This is a genomic window from Ruegeria sp. HKCCD7221 (genome assembly GCF_013031225.1).
GTDB lineage: Bacteria > Pseudomonadota > Alphaproteobacteria > Rhodobacterales > Rhodobacteraceae > Ruegeria.
In genome coordinates, this window is sequence record NZ_WPZE01000001.1 from 38,578 (window position 1) to 52,458 (window position 13,881).

At 56.3% G+C, this 13,881-nt stretch carries 19 protein-coding genes; 9 read left to right on the plus strand and 10 right to left on the minus strand.

The window, feature by feature from the left end; translation table 11 throughout:
* Positions 1-3: 3 nt before the first annotated feature.
* A complete protein-coding gene (locus GOX73_RS00200; protein WP_254429091.1) occupies positions 4-705 on the minus strand; it encodes an EI24 domain-containing protein in 702 nt (233 codons plus the stop codon).
* Entirely contained in the window at positions 690-1,268 is a 579-nt protein-coding gene (locus tag GOX73_RS00205) for a nitroreductase (protein ID WP_171122274.1), read from the minus strand. Before GOX73_RS00205 ends, GOX73_RS00200 begins: the two co-directional genes overlap by 16 nt.
* 136 nt (positions 1,269-1,404) lie before the next feature.
* Here GOX73_RS00205 and GOX73_RS00210 point away from each other — a divergent pair, with 136 nt between their 5' ends.
* Complete coding sequence (locus GOX73_RS00210) at positions 1,405-1,680, plus strand: DUF167 domain-containing protein (RefSeq protein WP_171120317.1); 276 nt, start codon at positions 1,405-1,407, stop codon at positions 1,678-1,680.
* On the opposite strand, the gene GOX73_RS00215 is transcribed toward GOX73_RS00210, so the two are convergent.
* Positions 1,668-1,916, minus strand: coding sequence for a hypothetical protein (locus GOX73_RS00215; protein WP_171121670.1), 249 nt, complete (start codon positions 1,914-1,916; stop codon positions 1,668-1,670). The genes GOX73_RS00210 and GOX73_RS00215 overlap by 13 nt on opposite strands.
* A gap of 122 nt (positions 1,917-2,038) precedes the next feature.
* Between GOX73_RS00215 and GOX73_RS00220 the strand changes: the two genes are divergently transcribed.
* From GOX73_RS00220 to GOX73_RS00240, 5 genes are all read left to right on the plus strand, one after another.
* Positions 2,039-2,746, plus strand: coding sequence for a M48 family metallopeptidase (locus GOX73_RS00220; RefSeq protein WP_171120319.1), 708 nt, complete (start codon positions 2,039-2,041; stop codon positions 2,744-2,746).
* A complete protein-coding gene (locus GOX73_RS00225; RefSeq protein ID WP_171120320.1) occupies positions 2,743-3,111 on the plus strand; it encodes a YigZ family protein in 369 nt (122 codons plus the stop codon). Before GOX73_RS00220 ends, GOX73_RS00225 begins: the two co-directional genes overlap by 4 nt.
* 68 nt (positions 3,112-3,179) lie before the next feature.
* Complete coding sequence (locus GOX73_RS00230; protein ID WP_171120322.1) at positions 3,180-3,443, plus strand: DUF6455 family protein; 264 nt, start codon at positions 3,180-3,182, stop codon at positions 3,441-3,443.
* A complete protein-coding gene (locus tag GOX73_RS00235) occupies positions 3,440-3,712 on the plus strand; it encodes a DUF6455 family protein (RefSeq protein ID WP_371808554.1) in 273 nt (90 codons plus the stop codon). The genes GOX73_RS00230 and GOX73_RS00235 overlap by 4 nt, the downstream gene beginning before the upstream one ends.
* A 2-nt stretch (positions 3,713-3,714) precedes the next feature.
* Entirely contained in the window at positions 3,715-3,972 is a 258-nt protein-coding gene (locus GOX73_RS00240; RefSeq protein ID WP_171122276.1) for a DUF6455 family protein, read from the plus strand.
* Here GOX73_RS00240 and GOX73_RS00245 read toward each other — a convergent pair whose 3' ends face one another.
* Entirely contained in the window at positions 3,973-4,215 is a 243-nt protein-coding gene (locus tag GOX73_RS00245) for a CDGSH iron-sulfur domain-containing protein (RefSeq protein WP_171122278.1), read from the minus strand.
* Positions 4,216-4,430: 215 nt separating this feature from the next.
* Between GOX73_RS00245 and GOX73_RS00250 the strand changes: the two genes are divergently transcribed.
* Together GOX73_RS00250 and GOX73_RS00255 are read left to right on the plus strand one after the other, a co-directional pair.
* Entirely contained in the window at positions 4,431-4,619 is a 189-nt protein-coding gene (locus GOX73_RS00250; protein WP_171120330.1) for a hypothetical protein, read from the plus strand.
* A gap of 127 nt (positions 4,620-4,746) precedes the next feature.
* A complete protein-coding gene (locus GOX73_RS00255) occupies positions 4,747-5,103 on the plus strand; it encodes a diacylglycerol kinase (RefSeq protein WP_171120333.1) in 357 nt (118 codons plus the stop codon).
* A 19-nt stretch (positions 5,104-5,122) separates the two neighbouring features.
* Here GOX73_RS00255 and GOX73_RS00260 read toward each other — a convergent pair whose 3' ends face one another.
* Together GOX73_RS00260 and rimO are read right to left on the minus strand one after the other, a co-directional pair.
* The gene (locus tag GOX73_RS00260) at positions 5,123-5,539 is read right to left on the minus strand and encodes a hypothetical protein (protein WP_171122281.1); all 417 of its coding nucleotides are present in this window, start codon (positions 5,537-5,539) and stop codon (positions 5,123-5,125) included.
* A 104-nt stretch (positions 5,540-5,643) separates the two neighbouring features.
* On the minus strand, positions 5,644-7,032 hold the full coding sequence (rimO, locus tag GOX73_RS00265) for a 30S ribosomal protein S12 methylthiotransferase RimO (RefSeq protein ID WP_171122283.1): 1,389 nt from the start codon (positions 7,030-7,032) through the stop codon (positions 5,644-5,646).
* Positions 7,033-7,128: 96 nt separating this feature from the next.
* Between rimO and GOX73_RS00270 the strand changes: the two genes are divergently transcribed.
* Complete coding sequence (locus GOX73_RS00270; RefSeq protein WP_171122285.1) at positions 7,129-9,084, plus strand: AsmA family protein; 1,956 nt, start codon at positions 7,129-7,131, stop codon at positions 9,082-9,084.
* A gap of 40 nt (positions 9,085-9,124) precedes the next feature.
* Here GOX73_RS00270 and GOX73_RS00275 read toward each other — a convergent pair whose 3' ends face one another.
* The 4 genes from GOX73_RS00275 to GOX73_RS00290 are packed head-to-tail and all read right to left on the minus strand — an operon-like array spanning position 9,125 to position 13,686.
* Entirely contained in the window at positions 9,125-10,621 is a 1,497-nt protein-coding gene (locus GOX73_RS00275) for a phosphomannomutase/phosphoglucomutase (protein WP_171122287.1), read from the minus strand.
* Positions 10,622-10,635: 14 nt separating this feature from the next.
* Complete coding sequence (gene kdsA / locus GOX73_RS00280) at positions 10,636-11,469, minus strand: 3-deoxy-8-phosphooctulonate synthase (protein ID WP_171120342.1); 834 nt, start codon at positions 11,467-11,469, stop codon at positions 10,636-10,638.
* Between the two features lie 5 nt (positions 11,470-11,474).
* A complete protein-coding gene (locus GOX73_RS00285) occupies positions 11,475-13,049 on the minus strand; it encodes a capsule biosynthesis protein (RefSeq protein ID WP_171122289.1) in 1,575 nt (524 codons plus the stop codon).
* Complete coding sequence (locus tag GOX73_RS00290) at positions 13,027-13,686, minus strand: ABC transporter ATP-binding protein (RefSeq protein ID WP_171122291.1); 660 nt, start codon at positions 13,684-13,686, stop codon at positions 13,027-13,029. Before GOX73_RS00290 ends, GOX73_RS00285 begins: the two co-directional genes overlap by 23 nt.
* Between the last annotated feature and the right edge of the window lie 195 nt (positions 13,687-13,881).

The window sequence follows — 13,881 nt, forward strand, 5'->3', positions numbered from 1 at the left end:
TCCTCAGGTAGACAGCTTGTGATAGATATGGGTGAATGTGGCGGCTCCGATAATCGGGATCACCAGGTTCACCAGCGGTACTGACAAGGGGATCGCCATCAGCGTCCCCGCCATCCAAATCGTAGCCGAGTGTTTTGCGCGCAATTTGCGCGCGCCGTCGCGCCCAATCCGGCGCATGGCGGCCAGAGTGAAGTATTCACGCCCCAGCAAGAACCCGTTCATGGCCCAAAAGATAAACGGGGCCAACGGCGTGAAGATGGCGTAAAGGATCAGCGCCAGAAGGTTGGCAACAATCAGCACGCCCATAAAGCTGATCGCATCGCGCAGCCCTTCGCTGAACGGAATGCCGGGAACAGAGGGCAGGGCCGGATAGTGTTTATCTTCGACCGCCTGCGCGACCTCTTCCAGAAACATTGAGATAATGGCCGAGGCGACCGGCATCATCAGGAAAACCGGAAGAACCAGAACCACAAAAATACCCGAATAGTTTAGCAGGTCGTTTAACCACGGGACGGCCCCGATCCATGGCAACGAAATCTCACCACTGGCCAACCAGTTGATCAGCCAGATCGCCGCTGCGCAGGCCGCAATCAGCAAGACGATCGTCAGACCAACACCGCGAAACAGGACCGAGCGAAACTTGGGGTCTCCGATCTGACCCATTGCCGCAAAAAAAGAGTTCAGGATCATCATTCTGAAACCCATTCTGTCAGCGCCTCAACATCAGGGCGGGGGCGTTCAGGCGGGGCAACACCTTCGGTTGCGATATGGACCAGGCCCGCCACGCGCTCATTATCTGCAAGCCCGAATGCGGCGCGGCAAAAATCCGGATCATGGGTTTGCCAGCCCGACAGCCAGTTTGCCCCCCAGCCCGACGCAAGTGCGGCGTTCAAAAGCCCCAGACACACGGCACCCGCCGAATAGGTTTGTTCAATCGCCGGAATTTTTTCTGAAGGCTTCTGTACCTCGATCACGGCAACCGCCAGATGGCCCAATTCGAACTGGCTGCGCGCCTTAATGATGTCCTCGGGTGACTTGCCCAAGGCCACGCCCCGGTCGTGCGTCAGCTTGGACAATCGCGGCATTGCTCCCTTCTCGATCACGATGAATCGCCATGGCTCCAGCTTGCCGTGATCCGGGCAGCGCGCGGCGGCGGTCAAAAGCGGCTGCAACTGTTCACGGGTCGGGGCAGGGGCGCTCAGAGTTTTGGCAGGCCGGGACCGGCGCGATTGTAGAAACTCCAAGGCGGCCGGATTTTTCAAGGACATATGTTAACTTCCTTTACATGGGCAGTGTCTATCTGGTCGAACACCTGGCGGGTTTCAAGTGGAACCGGCTTGGTTTCCCAGATCAATTTCATTCAATTACCGGTCGTGCAAGAATGTTCGCGAATTGGAGGATGGAATGGCCAGACCAAAACCGCGCGCCTTGCCGGACTTAACCCGACTGGCCAAGCCGGGTGCTAGGTTCGAGGCTAAAGTCATCCCCAAATCTACGTCGGACCGAATGACGTTTGAAAATGGGTCCATCCGCATTCACGTCACAGCTTTTCCTGAGAATGGCAAAGCAAATCAGGCGGTGAGCCGCATTCATGCGTCTGCGTTGGGGGTTGCGCCGTCCCAATTTTTGCTGGCGCGCGGGCATGCGGCGCGGGACAAGGTATTTGTCTACGAACCCTGACCTGGTGTTTCGTGGATTTGATAGACCCCTTCGGGTAAGTCCAACGCCGCCGCCAGATCCCGGACCTGTTCTGGGGACAAAGTAATCTTCTGTACCTTGTCCGTGCGCGGGTCCAATTGCTCTAGCGTCACGCATTCAGCGAAATTATTGATGACCACATCCTCTTGCAGAGGCTTTGCGCCTTCGTCCACCAGAGTGATCACCGTCGAGTCGAATTCATGCTCAATCGAAAACATGATCCAACAGTGAAGGGCGGCGAACCGCATTGCAACCCGTTCAATCGCATTCAGGCTGTGGCGGTCCCTCACGTCCCGCGCTATGGTCCGAAAAACGGCATGACCGTTTCAAAGGATGATCCATGCGCCGTCTGACTTTACTGTTGCTTCCCCTGATGCTGACGGCCTGCGTTGCCGACACTTTACGCGTTCAGCCAGCGGAAGAGTGGCAACAGGACAGGGACGATTTTCAAGTTGAGGCTGCGACCTTTCAGGAGATCAGCCGACAGATTGGGCAACAGGCCAGATCAGAATGCCTCAGGCGTGGGAATGTCTCCAATTGCGATTTCACGATTGTGGTTGATCTGAACCCGCGGGCCCCGGCCAATGCTTTTCAGACGCTGGACGAAGACAATCAACCGGTCATCATCTTTACCCGTTCCATGATCGAATCTGCGCAAAACGCTGATGAATTGGCTTTTGTCATGGGGCATGAGGCCGCGCATCACATCCTAAGACATATTCCGCGCCAAACCGTAAACGCCCGGGAAAGTGCCGAGATTTTTGGCGAACTGGCCAGATTAGGTGGGGCAGACGGGGCCGGAGTTGAAAAGGCTCAGAAATTGGGAGCTCAGGTGGGTGCACAGGTTTACATCAAGGATTTCGAGCTGGAAGCAGATCAATTGGGCACGGTCATAACGTATAAGGCCGGGTACAACCCTTTGATAGGTGCCAAGTATTTTGACCGCTTGCCTGACCCGGATGACAGTTTTCTGGGAACACATCCACCCAACGAGCAACGTGTTCAGATCGTTGTGGAAACCGCAAGACAGCTTGGGCTTTCGCAATGACCGCAATTGAATGCATGGGCGTGATCCTGACGGATCGCGGATCGAAATACGCTGTGTCCGGCGCGCCTGTGGCTACGCGCGATGATGTGGACGCCGTCCTGCAAGAGCTGAAATCTGACAAGAGCTATGCCAAGGCCACCCACAACACTTGGGCCGCAGTTCTGCCCACCGGCGCACTAAAGGCCGACGATGGCGAAAGTGGTGCGGGTATGGTGATTCTGCGGATGATGGAGCGTGCCGAACTGGAAGGTCATGTGATCATCGTCACGCGCTGGTATGGCGGCAAGAAACTGGGCGGAGACCGCTTTCGTCGCGTGCAGGACGCCACGCGCGCCTATCTCGATCATATCGCGTCGCCCTCTTGACCTGAGTCAAAGGTCTGCGGTTCGGCATCGGCTATCCTGACCTACACGTGTCAGGGAAAGGATGTCGAATGCGCAGCCGAGAAACGCTTAGGCGGCACGCCGGTTTGGTAGACAACATGGCGACGAAAATCGGTGTTGATCTGGAAGCAGCCGCGCTTGGCGGCGAAATCTCGATCGACCAGATTTCGGAATCTGTTCTTCGATGCAGTGGGTGCCCAAACCCGGATCATTGCGAAAGCCTGATGGAGCGGTCCGAGGGGCTGGAAAAGACGCCAGAATATTGTCGGAACTCTGACTTATTCGCCAAGTTGATCCCAGAAGCGAACAAGTGATTCAAAGGTTGGGTCACATTATGACTCATCTGCGTCTTGTTCTGCGCATGGGACAGGCAACCGGCACGGATGTCGTTGCCGCACACCGGCAGGGGCGGCTGTCCCAGCAGGACTGGGCCAAGATGGTGCGCTCTTGTCAGGGGTGCACGTGGGCCGCCAAGTGTCCCGATTGGCTGGATAAAGCTGACAGTGTAGTACAGCCCCCCAATACATGTCCCAATCACAAGCGATTTGAGGTACTAAAGGCGCAGCAGTCGAAGGGTAGCTGACGATGCAGGATGTTCTGGGCGACATTGAAAAGCACTTCTGGCTGACCCGGTCCGTGGCCAGAAGTCTTGACGTGTCACTGACCGAGGCGATCGCAGACAAACAGATCTCCCCCACTTTGTACGCCGAAATGGTCACCCGCTGCCGCGCATCTCAGTGCAGTGAGCGGTGCATGGCGTGGCTGGCAGAACGTCAGACCACAGCAAAGTCGGCGCCGAAGTTCTGCGCCAACGCTGATATACTCAACTCCCTGAAAAAGTAGTCAGAGCTTGGAGTGTGAACCGTCGCACAGCGGCGGATTTGCGCTGTGTTTGCAGCCGCAGAAAAACACTTTCTTGCTTGCGTCCGCGTTGAATTTCACTGGCTCGATGCCTGTATCCTTGTGTGAGCCATCGCAAAACGGCTGCCGCTTGGATTGGCCGCACGCACACCAGAAATAGGTTTTACCCTCGGTTACCTCGACAGGATATGGGGCTTTTTGTGCGATAATTGGCGCTTTTGACATATGGCTACTCCGTGGTTTGCGAAAGGTGTTTCCCAACTGTAGGGCGCTTTTGGCAAAACTGTAGGGGTGACCATCCATGCCGACCAGACAGCATGGTTTTGCCGCTTTCACATTTTCGTGATTGATTTTGTTGCAAAAAACCCTTGAAGGGCGTAGTTTTAGGACAGCCCCGAATTTCAGGGCAATACTAGAAAATTGATAGAGGAACGACGGACATGAAAATTAAATTCGCTGCCGTTAGCGCAATTGCCCTGATTCTGGCTGCATGCTCGCAGCAAGAAGAGCCTACACCAGTCTACATCACACCTGAGTATGACAAGTTCGGCACGCCGAGCTGCCCGGCAGGTACTGAACTGGCAACTACCGAAGCCGGACAGACCGTTTGTAACCCTGTCGCACAATAAGAATTTTGCAGGTGGCCCATGTTCGGGCCACCTGCACCCGACGTTCAACCGCCTTTCCGGGCGGTTTTTTCTTGCCTAGTCGCCTTCCATCAGGTTTCTGTCGGCTCTGTCTGAAAGCAGAGGGCCCATGAAAAATTTCTTTGTTCGTCTGAAAGACCGCACGCGTTGGAGCTGGCAGGGTTTGGCCGCGACGTGGAAGGAAGAGTATTCGTTTCGCGCTTGGGCATGGTCCAACCTCGTTTCTATTGTGCTGGCCCTTTTCTTGCCCCTGTCCGACGGTCTGCGTGCGCTTATTATTGTGTTGGGCGTCTTGGTGATGGTGGCAGAGCTGTTCAATACGGCGGTTGAACGCGCAGTGGACCATACTTCAACGGATCACAATGTATTGGCGGGACAGGCGAAAGACGCGGCAAGTGCCGCTGTTGCGCTGACGGCTCTTGCCGCAGGCGTGGCGTGGATTATCGGGCTTGTCAGCCTGTTCTGAAGTCAGATTTCGGCCACGGTTACCGACGCCGAATGCCATAGTTTTGCGGAATGTAATAGGGTGAAGACAAACGGTTGAAGGGGCTGTGGACCGAGTAGTGATACCGCTTTGCTGGTTTGTGGTAGCACCGTTTTGACTTGGCTTTGTAGCGATGGCCTTTGTGGTAATGCGCCTTGGGTTTTCCCGTGTATTCAATCCCTGTCGCACTGGATTTGTGACCATGCACCGAAGGCTTGTTCTTGCGTTGATACACCTTCGGGGCGGCATAGTGCCTATGGACCTGATGCTTACTGCGAAGGTGCAGACTGCCCGAGTCGGACCCGATGAAAATGAATCCGCCTGTTCCTTTGCTATCTGCGACAACGGGCATGGCGCAAAGCTGGGCGATGAAGGTAAGCGCGAACACCTTCGGGGCAAAGCCGTTAAAACTGGACAAAGGACCCTCCTGGCGACAAAGCAGGTTGCCCTATCATGATCCACCATATGCGCGCAAAACGCCAATAAACTTGTTTCACGCACCAACGACTTGGGGTGAGCAGATCAGACCAGCTTGCCCCATAGGTCGTATTCGCCAGCCTCGTCCACTTCGACGGAAACGATATCGCCGGGTTTCAGGCTTTCGAAGGCCTCGTCGATGAATAGGTTGCCGTCGATTTCCGGTGCATCGGCTTTTGTACGGCAGGTGGCAGCCTCGTCATCCACCTCGTCCACGATCACGTCGAGTGTCTGACCCACTTTGGCGGCCAGCTTTGCCTCGGATATCGCTTGCGCCTTTTCCATGAAGCGTTCCCAGCGGTCCTGTTTGACGTCGGCTGGAACGTGATCCGGCAAATCGTTCGACCGAGCGCCATCAACGTTTTCGTATTGAAAGCAGCCAACGCGATCCAACTGTGCCTCGTCCATCCAATCCAGAAGGGTTTGGAACTCGACCTCGGTTTCGCCTGGATAACCGACGATAAAGGTCGAGCGCAGGGTGATATCGGGGCAGGTGGCGCGCCATGCGGCGATCTCGTCTAGCGTCTTGGCGGCTGCTGCCGGGCGTGCCATGCGTTTCAGAACGTCGGGGTGGGCGTGTTGGAACGGAATGTCCAAATAAGGCAGCACGCTGCAGCCCGCATCAGCCATCAGCGGAATCAACTCGCGCACATGCGGGTAGGGATAGACGTAGTGCAAGCGCACCCACGCATCGAACTGCCCCAACTCACGTGCCAGATCGGTGATGTGGCTGCGTACCTCGCGGTCTTTCCACGGGTTCACGTCATATTTGCGATCCAGCCCATAGGCCGAGGTGTCCTGCGAGATCACCAACAGCTCTCGCACGCCGTTGTCGACGAGCTTTTCCGCCTCGCGCAGGACAGCATGAGCCGGGCGGCTGGCCAGCTTGCCGCGCATATCGGGGATGATGCAAAACTTGCACTTGTGGTTACAGCCCTCGGAAATTTTCAGATAGCTGTAATGGCGCGGGGTTAATTGCACGCTGGCAGCAGGCAGCAGGTCCACGAACGGGTCGGGATCGGGCGGCACCGCCTGATGTACTGCATCCAATACCTGTTCATACTGATGCGGGCCGGTGACGGCCATGATACGCGGGTGGTGCTCGCGGATGTAGTCCGGCTCGGCCCCCAGACATCCCGTGACGATCACCTTGCCGTTCTCGACCAGAGCCTCACCGATGGCATCCAGCGACTCTGCCTTGGCGCTGTCAAGAAACCCGCAGGTGTTCACGATCACGGCATCCGCCCCTGAATAATCGGGCGAAATCCCGTACCCCTCGGCCCGCAAGCGGGTCAAGATGCGTTCACTATCCACCAAGGCCTTGGGGCAGCCCAAAGAGACAATGCCGATTGTTGGCTGGTTTGAACGGGGCGTATCAGTGATCCGGGCGGTAGGCGCCAGGTCGGGGCGGAGGTTCGGCGGGTTCGTTGTCATGGCGCGGCATATAGTGGGGAACGCTTCCCCTTGCAAATGGCCGCTGGGCTTTGAATGATATTTTCAACGCATGCCAGATAAGCGGAGAGCAGAAAAATGAAGTGGCTGTTGCGCATCGTCTTCCTTCTTGTGGCCGTTATCGGGCTGGTGATCGGAGCATTGTTGATGATGCCCGGTGACAAGCTTGCGGCGATCCTGACCGAGCAGGTGCGCGGCCAGACGGGGCGGGATTTGAAACTGTCCGGCGATGTAAACCTGTCGTTCTGGCCGGTCTTGGGCATGGAAACCGGCCCCGTGACATTCAGTAACGCGTCTTGGGCCGGACCAGAGCCCATGCTGAGCGCCGACAGCATGGCGGTTGGCGTGGATGCTGCGGCGTTGATCTCGGGGGATCTGAGGATACGCCGGATCATCGCGGAAAACCCGACGCTTCGGCTTGAACTGTCCGAAGGGCGCGGCAACTGGCAATTTGACCGGGCGGCACCTGTATCCTCTGGCAACGCTGTCAGTGCCCCATCTCAAAGTACGACGGGTACGGTAACACTGGACTTTCTGGAACTGACCAACGCACGTCTTGTTTATGTAGAAAACAACGCGGTGAAGTTCGACTTTGCCAATGTGGATCTTTCCGCGAACTGGCCTGACGTGACTGCCCCGCTATTTGTCGAGGCCAAGATGGGTGTCCCCGGCGGCAAGGTCGAGGTTGACCTGAAAATTCCGGACTTGCCTGCCTACGCCACAGGCGTCGCGGCGCCGCTGGAACTGCTCTTGCGCGCACCGGGCGGAGAAGTGGATTTCGATGGCCTGGTGAACCTTGCCGGAGAGATGGACGGCAAGCTGCATGTCAAAGCGCAAGACACCGAAAGGATGCTGGCCGCTTTTGGGCAGGCTGGCGTTGGCGTACCACTTGGTCTGGGGCGGAAAGCCGAAGTCGCGGGTCATATGACCTATACCAGCGAGGGACGTATCTCGCTGCGAGAAATGGTGGCACAACTGGACGACAACCGGCTGACCGGAGAGGCGGATATCGTGATCTCGGACCCTCCGCAGATTACGGCACGGCTGAACGGCGGGGATCTTGATCTTTCACGTTTTAACGCGCCTTCAGGCGAAGGAGGTGACGGCGGCGGATCGGCGGCGGTTACGGCCGCAGAAGGGTGGTCGACCGCACCAATTGACGCCTCTGCCCTTGCTTTGGCCAATGGAAAAATCCGGCTGACGGCCAATTCGATCGCTGTGCCTGAGCTAACTCTGGGGCCAAGTGACCTGACGCTGAACCTCGATCGTTCAAGAGCGGTGCTTCAAATGAATCCCGCCACGCTGTTTTCCGGAAAACTGACCGGTCAGGTCGTGGCAAATAACAGAAACGGTTTGTCAGTTGGCGGTAATCTTCAGGCTGAGGGCATCGACATCCAATCCGCTTTGACCACTTTGGCAGATGTCACGCGACTATCTGGTACCGGCTCTGGATCGTTCGAATTTCTGGGGGTGGGGCAGACCGAAGATCAGATCATGCGCTCCCTCAGTGGCAAGGGTCGGCTTGATGTCGGCAGGGGGGTAATCTCGGGCATTGATCTGGATCGGATAATGGGGCGCGGAGACGGCAGTGGCGGTGCGACGGTGTTCAACAGTCTGACGGCCAGCTTCACCATTGATCAAGGGGTTCTCAGGAATGAGGACCTGCTGATGTCGCTGGACAACTTCAGGGCAGACGGCAAGGGCACGGTTGGTATAGGCGCCCGCAATATCGACTATCTTTTCACGCCGACTGCCTTGAGGGCCAACTCGGGGCAGGGGTTGTCGGTACCAGTCAGAATCGTGGGACCGTGGAGCAACCCCTCGATTCAACCGGACCTGAGCAAAGTGATCGAGGCTGCTGCAGAGGGAAAGATCAAGGAATTGGAAGGCGACGCCAAACAGCAAGTCCTTGATAAGGTCGGGGATGAATTGGGTACCGCCGTCACGGACAGCGAAAGCCTTGAAAAGGCGGTAAAGAAGAAGCTGGAAGAGGAAGCCAAGAAAGGGCTTTTGAAACTGCTGGGTGCAGATTGATGGGCTGGGGCGTTATCTACGCCCCAGCCCTACTATAAAATCAGATAGTTTGATCGTAGTCGCCAACGCCGGGTTCGGTGCGAATAACGGCGTCAATATCTGCGAAGATTGCGCGCATTTCGTCTTCGCTTTCGCTGCTTTCGCAAACGACAACCAGATTAGGTGTGTTTGACGATGCGCGCACCAGACCCCAACTGCCATTGTCCAGAATGACCCGCGCACCGTTGACGGTCACGACTTCTTTGATTGCGCGGCCAGCAAATGTCTCGCCCGCTTCGGACTTAGCGACCAGCTTGTCGACCAACCGTTCGAGGATGTCATACTTCTCGGTATCCGCCGCATAGGGGGACATGGTCGGCGTTGACCAGGTCTTCGGCAGGGCCTTTCGCAGATCCGACATGCTTTGATTTGGGTTGCGGTCCATCAGCTTGCAAATCTCGACCGCCACGCGCATTCCGCAGTCATATCCGCGCCCGATGGGCTCGGCCAAGAAGTAATGACCCGACTTCTCGAACCCGGCCAACGCGTTGATTTCCTTGACCCGGCGCTTCATGTGGCTGTGGCCGGTTTTCCAGTAATCTGCCTTAACCCCAAGGGCCTGCAACTCTGGATCGCTGGCGAATAGGCCGGTCGACTTCACATCGGCCACAAACGTTGAGTTGGGGTAAAGCTTCGCCAGATCGCGCGCCATGATGACACCGACCTTATCGGCGAAGATCTCTTCACCCTCATCATCGACAACGCCACACCGGTCGCCATCACCGTCAAACCCCAGCGCCATATCCGCGCCGCTGGATTTCACGGTATCGGCCATGTCATGCAACATCTCCATGGCTTCGGGGTTGGGGTTATAGTTGGGGAAGGTGTAATCCAGACGATTGTGGCTGGGGACCACTTCGACGCCCATCCGCTCAAATATCTCGGGCGCAAAGGCCGAGGCGGTGCCGTTCCCGGTCGCACAGACCACTTTCAGCGGGCGTGACATTGTGAAATCACCGACCAGATCGTCGATATACGCTTCTTTCACACCATCAACGAACTCATACGAGCCACCTTCATGCGCCACACCGTCGCCGTTCAGGACGATATCGCGCAGTTCTGACATCTCGTCCGGGCCGTGGGTCAGGGGACGGTCAAAGCCCATCTTCACTCCAGTCCAGCCGTTCGGGTTGTGGCTGGCAGTGACCATCGCGACCGCAGGTACGTCCAGATGGAACTGTGCGAAATAAGCCATCGGGCTAAGTGCAGGGCCGATATCCTTGACCTGAATCCCCGCCTGCATCAGGCCCAGAATCAATGCGTTTTTGATGGCCAGCGAATAATCACGATAGTCGTTGCCCACCGCGATCACAGGTTCGATCCCGCGTTTGCGCATTTGGGTGCCCAGACCCAGACCCAGCGCGGTCATGCCGGGCAGGTTGATCTCTTCGGGATATTTCCACCGGGCGTCATATTCGCGAAACCCGGTGGGTTTGATCATCGCGTCGCGCAGAAAGCTCCAGGTGTTTGGGGTCACCTCGGGGATGGGTTTGTTCATTCTATAGCTCGTGCTCAAATTTGAATTGGGTTGGCTTTCGCCAGCGCATCAAAGCGCATCAATGTGTCAATTAATTGAGGCATTTGATCCAAGGGGATCATATTCGGACCATCAGAAGGTGCCGAGTCCGGGTCTTGATGGGTTTCAATGAAAACCGCCCCAACGCCTAAAGAGACAGCAGCCCGGGCCATGACTGGCGCAAATTCACGCTGTCCGCCGGATGATCCGCCTTTGCCACCGGGTTGCTGAACCGAGTGGGTCGCATCCATAACAACGGGGTACCCGGTCTGAGCCATCTGAGGCAGCGCCCGCATATCAGCGACCAGCGTGTTGTACCCAAACGAGGTTCCACGCTCGGTCAAAAGGATGTTCTGGTTTCCTGTGCTTTCGACCTTGTCGACAATATTGGTCATTTCCCACGGGGCAAGGAACTGACCCTTTTTGACGTTCACGGCCTTGCCGGTGTTACCTGCAGCCAGCAACATGTCCGTCTGCCGGCATAGAAACGCCGGGATTTGCAGGACATCCACAGATTCGGCCGCAACGGCGCATTGGGCTTCGGTGTGGACATCGGTCAGAACCGGAATACCCATGGTCTTGCGGATGTCGCCAAGAACCTTCAGTCCGGCGTCGATCCCCATACCCCGTTTCCCGGACAATGAGGTCCGGTTCGCTTTGTCATAAGAGGCCTTGAAAATATATTGCGCGCCTGCAGCGTCGCAGGCTTCTTTCATTTTGCCGGCGATCATCTGGGCGTGATCGGCCGTTTCAAGTTGGCAGGGGCCGGCGATGATCGTCAGAGGCAGATCATTGCCGACCGTGAGATCGGAGATTTTTACATGTTTCATATGTCTTACGAGGATACCTGTTCACGAAGGACCGACGCTGTTAGCGAGATCATCAGGTAGATACCAGCAAACAACAGGAAAGCCAAAATCGTATTTTCGAATTTGCGCGGATAAGTCGGATCCTGGCTGGGAACCGGATTCACCGATACCGACAAGTAACGGACCTTGCGGTTTGCTTCGGTTCGGGTGGTTTCCATCTGTTGCATGGCCGTTTGCAGCATCATGTCGCGTGCGGCAAGATCTGCCTGCGCCATCTGAATCCGCACGCTTAGCCGGGCCAGAGAGTTTTCGCCGCCAGAAACGTCCAGCATTTCGGCATTCAGTTCCTCAAGAACGGCTTCCAACCGGGCGATATCAGCGCGCGCGCCGTCCACCTTGGCCTTGTTCGGACGCAAGTTGTCCAATAGCGCCGCCAACTGCAGCTCTTTCTCCTGAAGCTGGGTTTCAAGTGTGTTAATGCGCGTGCGTAAGCCGACAATGACATTTTCGGGGTCCAGAATCGCACCCTGCAATTGCAGCTCGATAAGTGCTTCCTGCGCCTGCCTGCGATCTTCCTGTGCGAGTTCAAAGCTTTCCAGTGCATCCCGCATCTGGTCTTCGCGCTTCAATTCGGACAGGCCGTTGATCGTTTCTTCCGCGTAGGACAGCAGTTTTTCGGACAAGCCCACCGCGATATCAGGGTCCGGGGCCGCAACTTCCATACGGATGATGCCATCGCTTGGATCATATCCAATCGTGACCATTCGCTTGTAGAGCTTGTAGGTTTCTTCAAGGCTGGCGTCCGGGGCAAGGCGCTGGATCGGATCAATCCATTCTTGTTTGAAGATGTCCGAAAAGCCCATGTCCCGCTCCAACCGGATCAGAGCGTCCTTGGATTCCAAAAATTCCTGTGTTGCGACCGAATCCTGCGCGGTGGCGTACTGTGTTCCGGCCAGAAAACCGCCAAAAGCGGCACCGCCGCCATCGGCCTGCAATATCGAATAGGCCGAGTCGCTGGCATACATCGGTGTCGCGTAGCGGTAGAAGTACATGCCGACGGCCACTGTCGGCAGCAGCACAAACACAGCCAGTCGTGCAAACAGGGCAAACAGTTTGCGACGGCGGCGGCGGGCGATGTCCTTTTGTATTTCGCCGATCTCGAATTCCCGGCGCTGTGCAGGGTTCAGTTCAGGGCCGGGTAGGGTCTGAGGGCCTTCGGAAAAAGTCTGCGGCAGTTGGATTTTGACCTTGTCTGTTGTCTCGTCCTCGGCCCGCTTCTTTTCCGCTGCAAGGTCCAGCAGGCTGGCGCGTTCAAACGGATCTATGCCTTTCTTTCGCAACAACCGAACCGCATCGTAATCCGACGTTGTCGCCAAACCGTGTTTATGGGCCAGACGGCGGGCGATCCTGAGCTGCCGTCCCGTCAGACCTTCACGTTTGATATCGTCAATATCCGTGCCCGGCTGCGGTTCGTTGGCCGCCTCGGGTGCGCTGGTTGCCTCTCGGATACGCGACATTGCGTCGGCGCGCGCCTCGGCCGTGCCCGATCCGTTGCGCTTGCGCCGCCAGTTATAGATTCTAGCCTTGGGTTTGGTAGTCATATAGCTGTTTTGCCTCTTCCAAGGTGTCGAACATGTATAGCTGGCCGTCCACCAGAACAGCCGCTTGGCTCGCGAATTTCTCCAGAACTTGCGGACTGTGCGACACGATCACCAAAGTGGTGGTGCGCAGTCTTTCCCGCAGGATGTCGCCCGCTTTTTTGTTGAATTCCACATCTGTCGTGGCTGGCATCCCCTCATCTATGAGGTACATGTCAAAGTCCAGCGCCAACATGAGCGCAAACGTAAAGCGCGCTTTCATGCCTGACGAATAGGTGGCGAGCGGTTGATCAAAATACTCGCCCAAACCACAAAGCCAACTGCAATAAGCTTCGACGTAGTCCGGGTCCATGCCATAGATCTTGGCGATGTAGCGTGCGTTTTCCAAAGCTGACAACTTGTTGGACACGCCGCCGGTGAAGCCCATGGGAAACGACACCCGGCAAGATTTGCGAATGACCCCGTCGTCGGGTTTCTCTAACCCGGCCATCATGTTGATCAGTGTGGTTTTTCCGGTTCCGTTTGGCGCGAGAATGCCAACGGATCTGCCCAGCTCGACCCTGAACGAAACCCTGTCCAGGATCACTTTGCGGCGTGTCCCGGTCCAAAAGGACTTACTGACATTTTCGAATTCAAGCATTCTGGGCCTGCTATATTTCTTGTCAATTCCTACCGGTCAGGGAGGCGGAAAAGCAGAGTTTTTATCCATTCACGTTGGCTGCATTATGTCGAATTATGAAACAAATGTTCAATGCATCCTGTTGCGGCCTGTTTTGATTGTGACTTTTGCACCCGTTTCAGAAGAACCGCGCCGTGACTAGGTTATTGAGTAATT

Bases quoted from the DNA above. Each gene is read 5' to 3' on its own strand.
- GOX73_RS00290 (WP_171122291.1), bottom strand. From the start codon at position 13,686: ATGCTTGAATTCGAAAATGTCAGTAAGTCCTTTTGGACCGGGACACGC.
- GOX73_RS00255 (WP_171120333.1), top strand. From the start codon at position 4,747: ATGAAAAATTTCTTTGTTCGTCTGAAAGACCGCACGCGTTGGAGCTGG.
- GOX73_RS00200 (WP_254429091.1), bottom strand. From the start codon at position 705: ATGGGTTTCAGAATGATGATCCTGAACTCTTTTTTTGCGGCAATGGGT.
- GOX73_RS00215 (WP_171121670.1), bottom strand. From the start codon at position 1,916: ATGTTTTCGATTGAGCATGAATTCGACTCGACGGTGATCACTCTGGTG.
- kdsA (WP_171120342.1), bottom strand. From the start codon at position 11,469: ATGAAACATGTAAAAATCTCCGATCTCACGGTCGGCAATGATCTGCCT.
- GOX73_RS00205 (WP_171122274.1), bottom strand. From the start codon at position 1,268: ATGTCCTTGAAAAATCCGGCCGCCTTGGAGTTTCTACAATCGCGCCGG.
- GOX73_RS00285 (WP_171122289.1), bottom strand. From the start codon at position 13,049: ATGACTACCAAACCCAAGGCTAGAATCTATAACTGGCGGCGCAAGCGC.
- GOX73_RS00210 (WP_171120317.1), top strand. From the start codon at position 1,405: ATGGCCAGACCAAAACCGCGCGCCTTGCCGGACTTAACCCGACTGGCC.
- GOX73_RS00270 (WP_171122285.1), top strand. From the start codon at position 7,129: ATGAAGTGGCTGTTGCGCATCGTCTTCCTTCTTGTGGCCGTTATCGGG.
- GOX73_RS00250 (WP_171120330.1), top strand. From the start codon at position 4,431: ATGAAAATTAAATTCGCTGCCGTTAGCGCAATTGCCCTGATTCTGGCT.
- GOX73_RS00220 (WP_171120319.1), top strand. From the start codon at position 2,039: ATGCGCCGTCTGACTTTACTGTTGCTTCCCCTGATGCTGACGGCCTGC.
- GOX73_RS00275 (WP_171122287.1), bottom strand. From the start codon at position 10,621: ATGAACAAACCCATCCCCGAGGTGACCCCAAACACCTGGAGCTTTCTG.
- rimO (WP_171122283.1), bottom strand. From the start codon at position 7,032: ATGACAACGAACCCGCCGAACCTCCGCCCCGACCTGGCGCCTACCGCC.
- GOX73_RS00240 (WP_171122276.1), top strand. From the start codon at position 3,715: ATGCAGGATGTTCTGGGCGACATTGAAAAGCACTTCTGGCTGACCCGG.
- GOX73_RS00230 (WP_171120322.1), top strand. From the start codon at position 3,180: ATGCGCAGCCGAGAAACGCTTAGGCGGCACGCCGGTTTGGTAGACAAC.
- GOX73_RS00225 (WP_171120320.1), top strand. From the start codon at position 2,743: ATGACCGCAATTGAATGCATGGGCGTGATCCTGACGGATCGCGGATCG.
- GOX73_RS00245 (WP_171122278.1), bottom strand. From the start codon at position 4,215: ATGTCAAAAGCGCCAATTATCGCACAAAAAGCCCCATATCCTGTCGAG.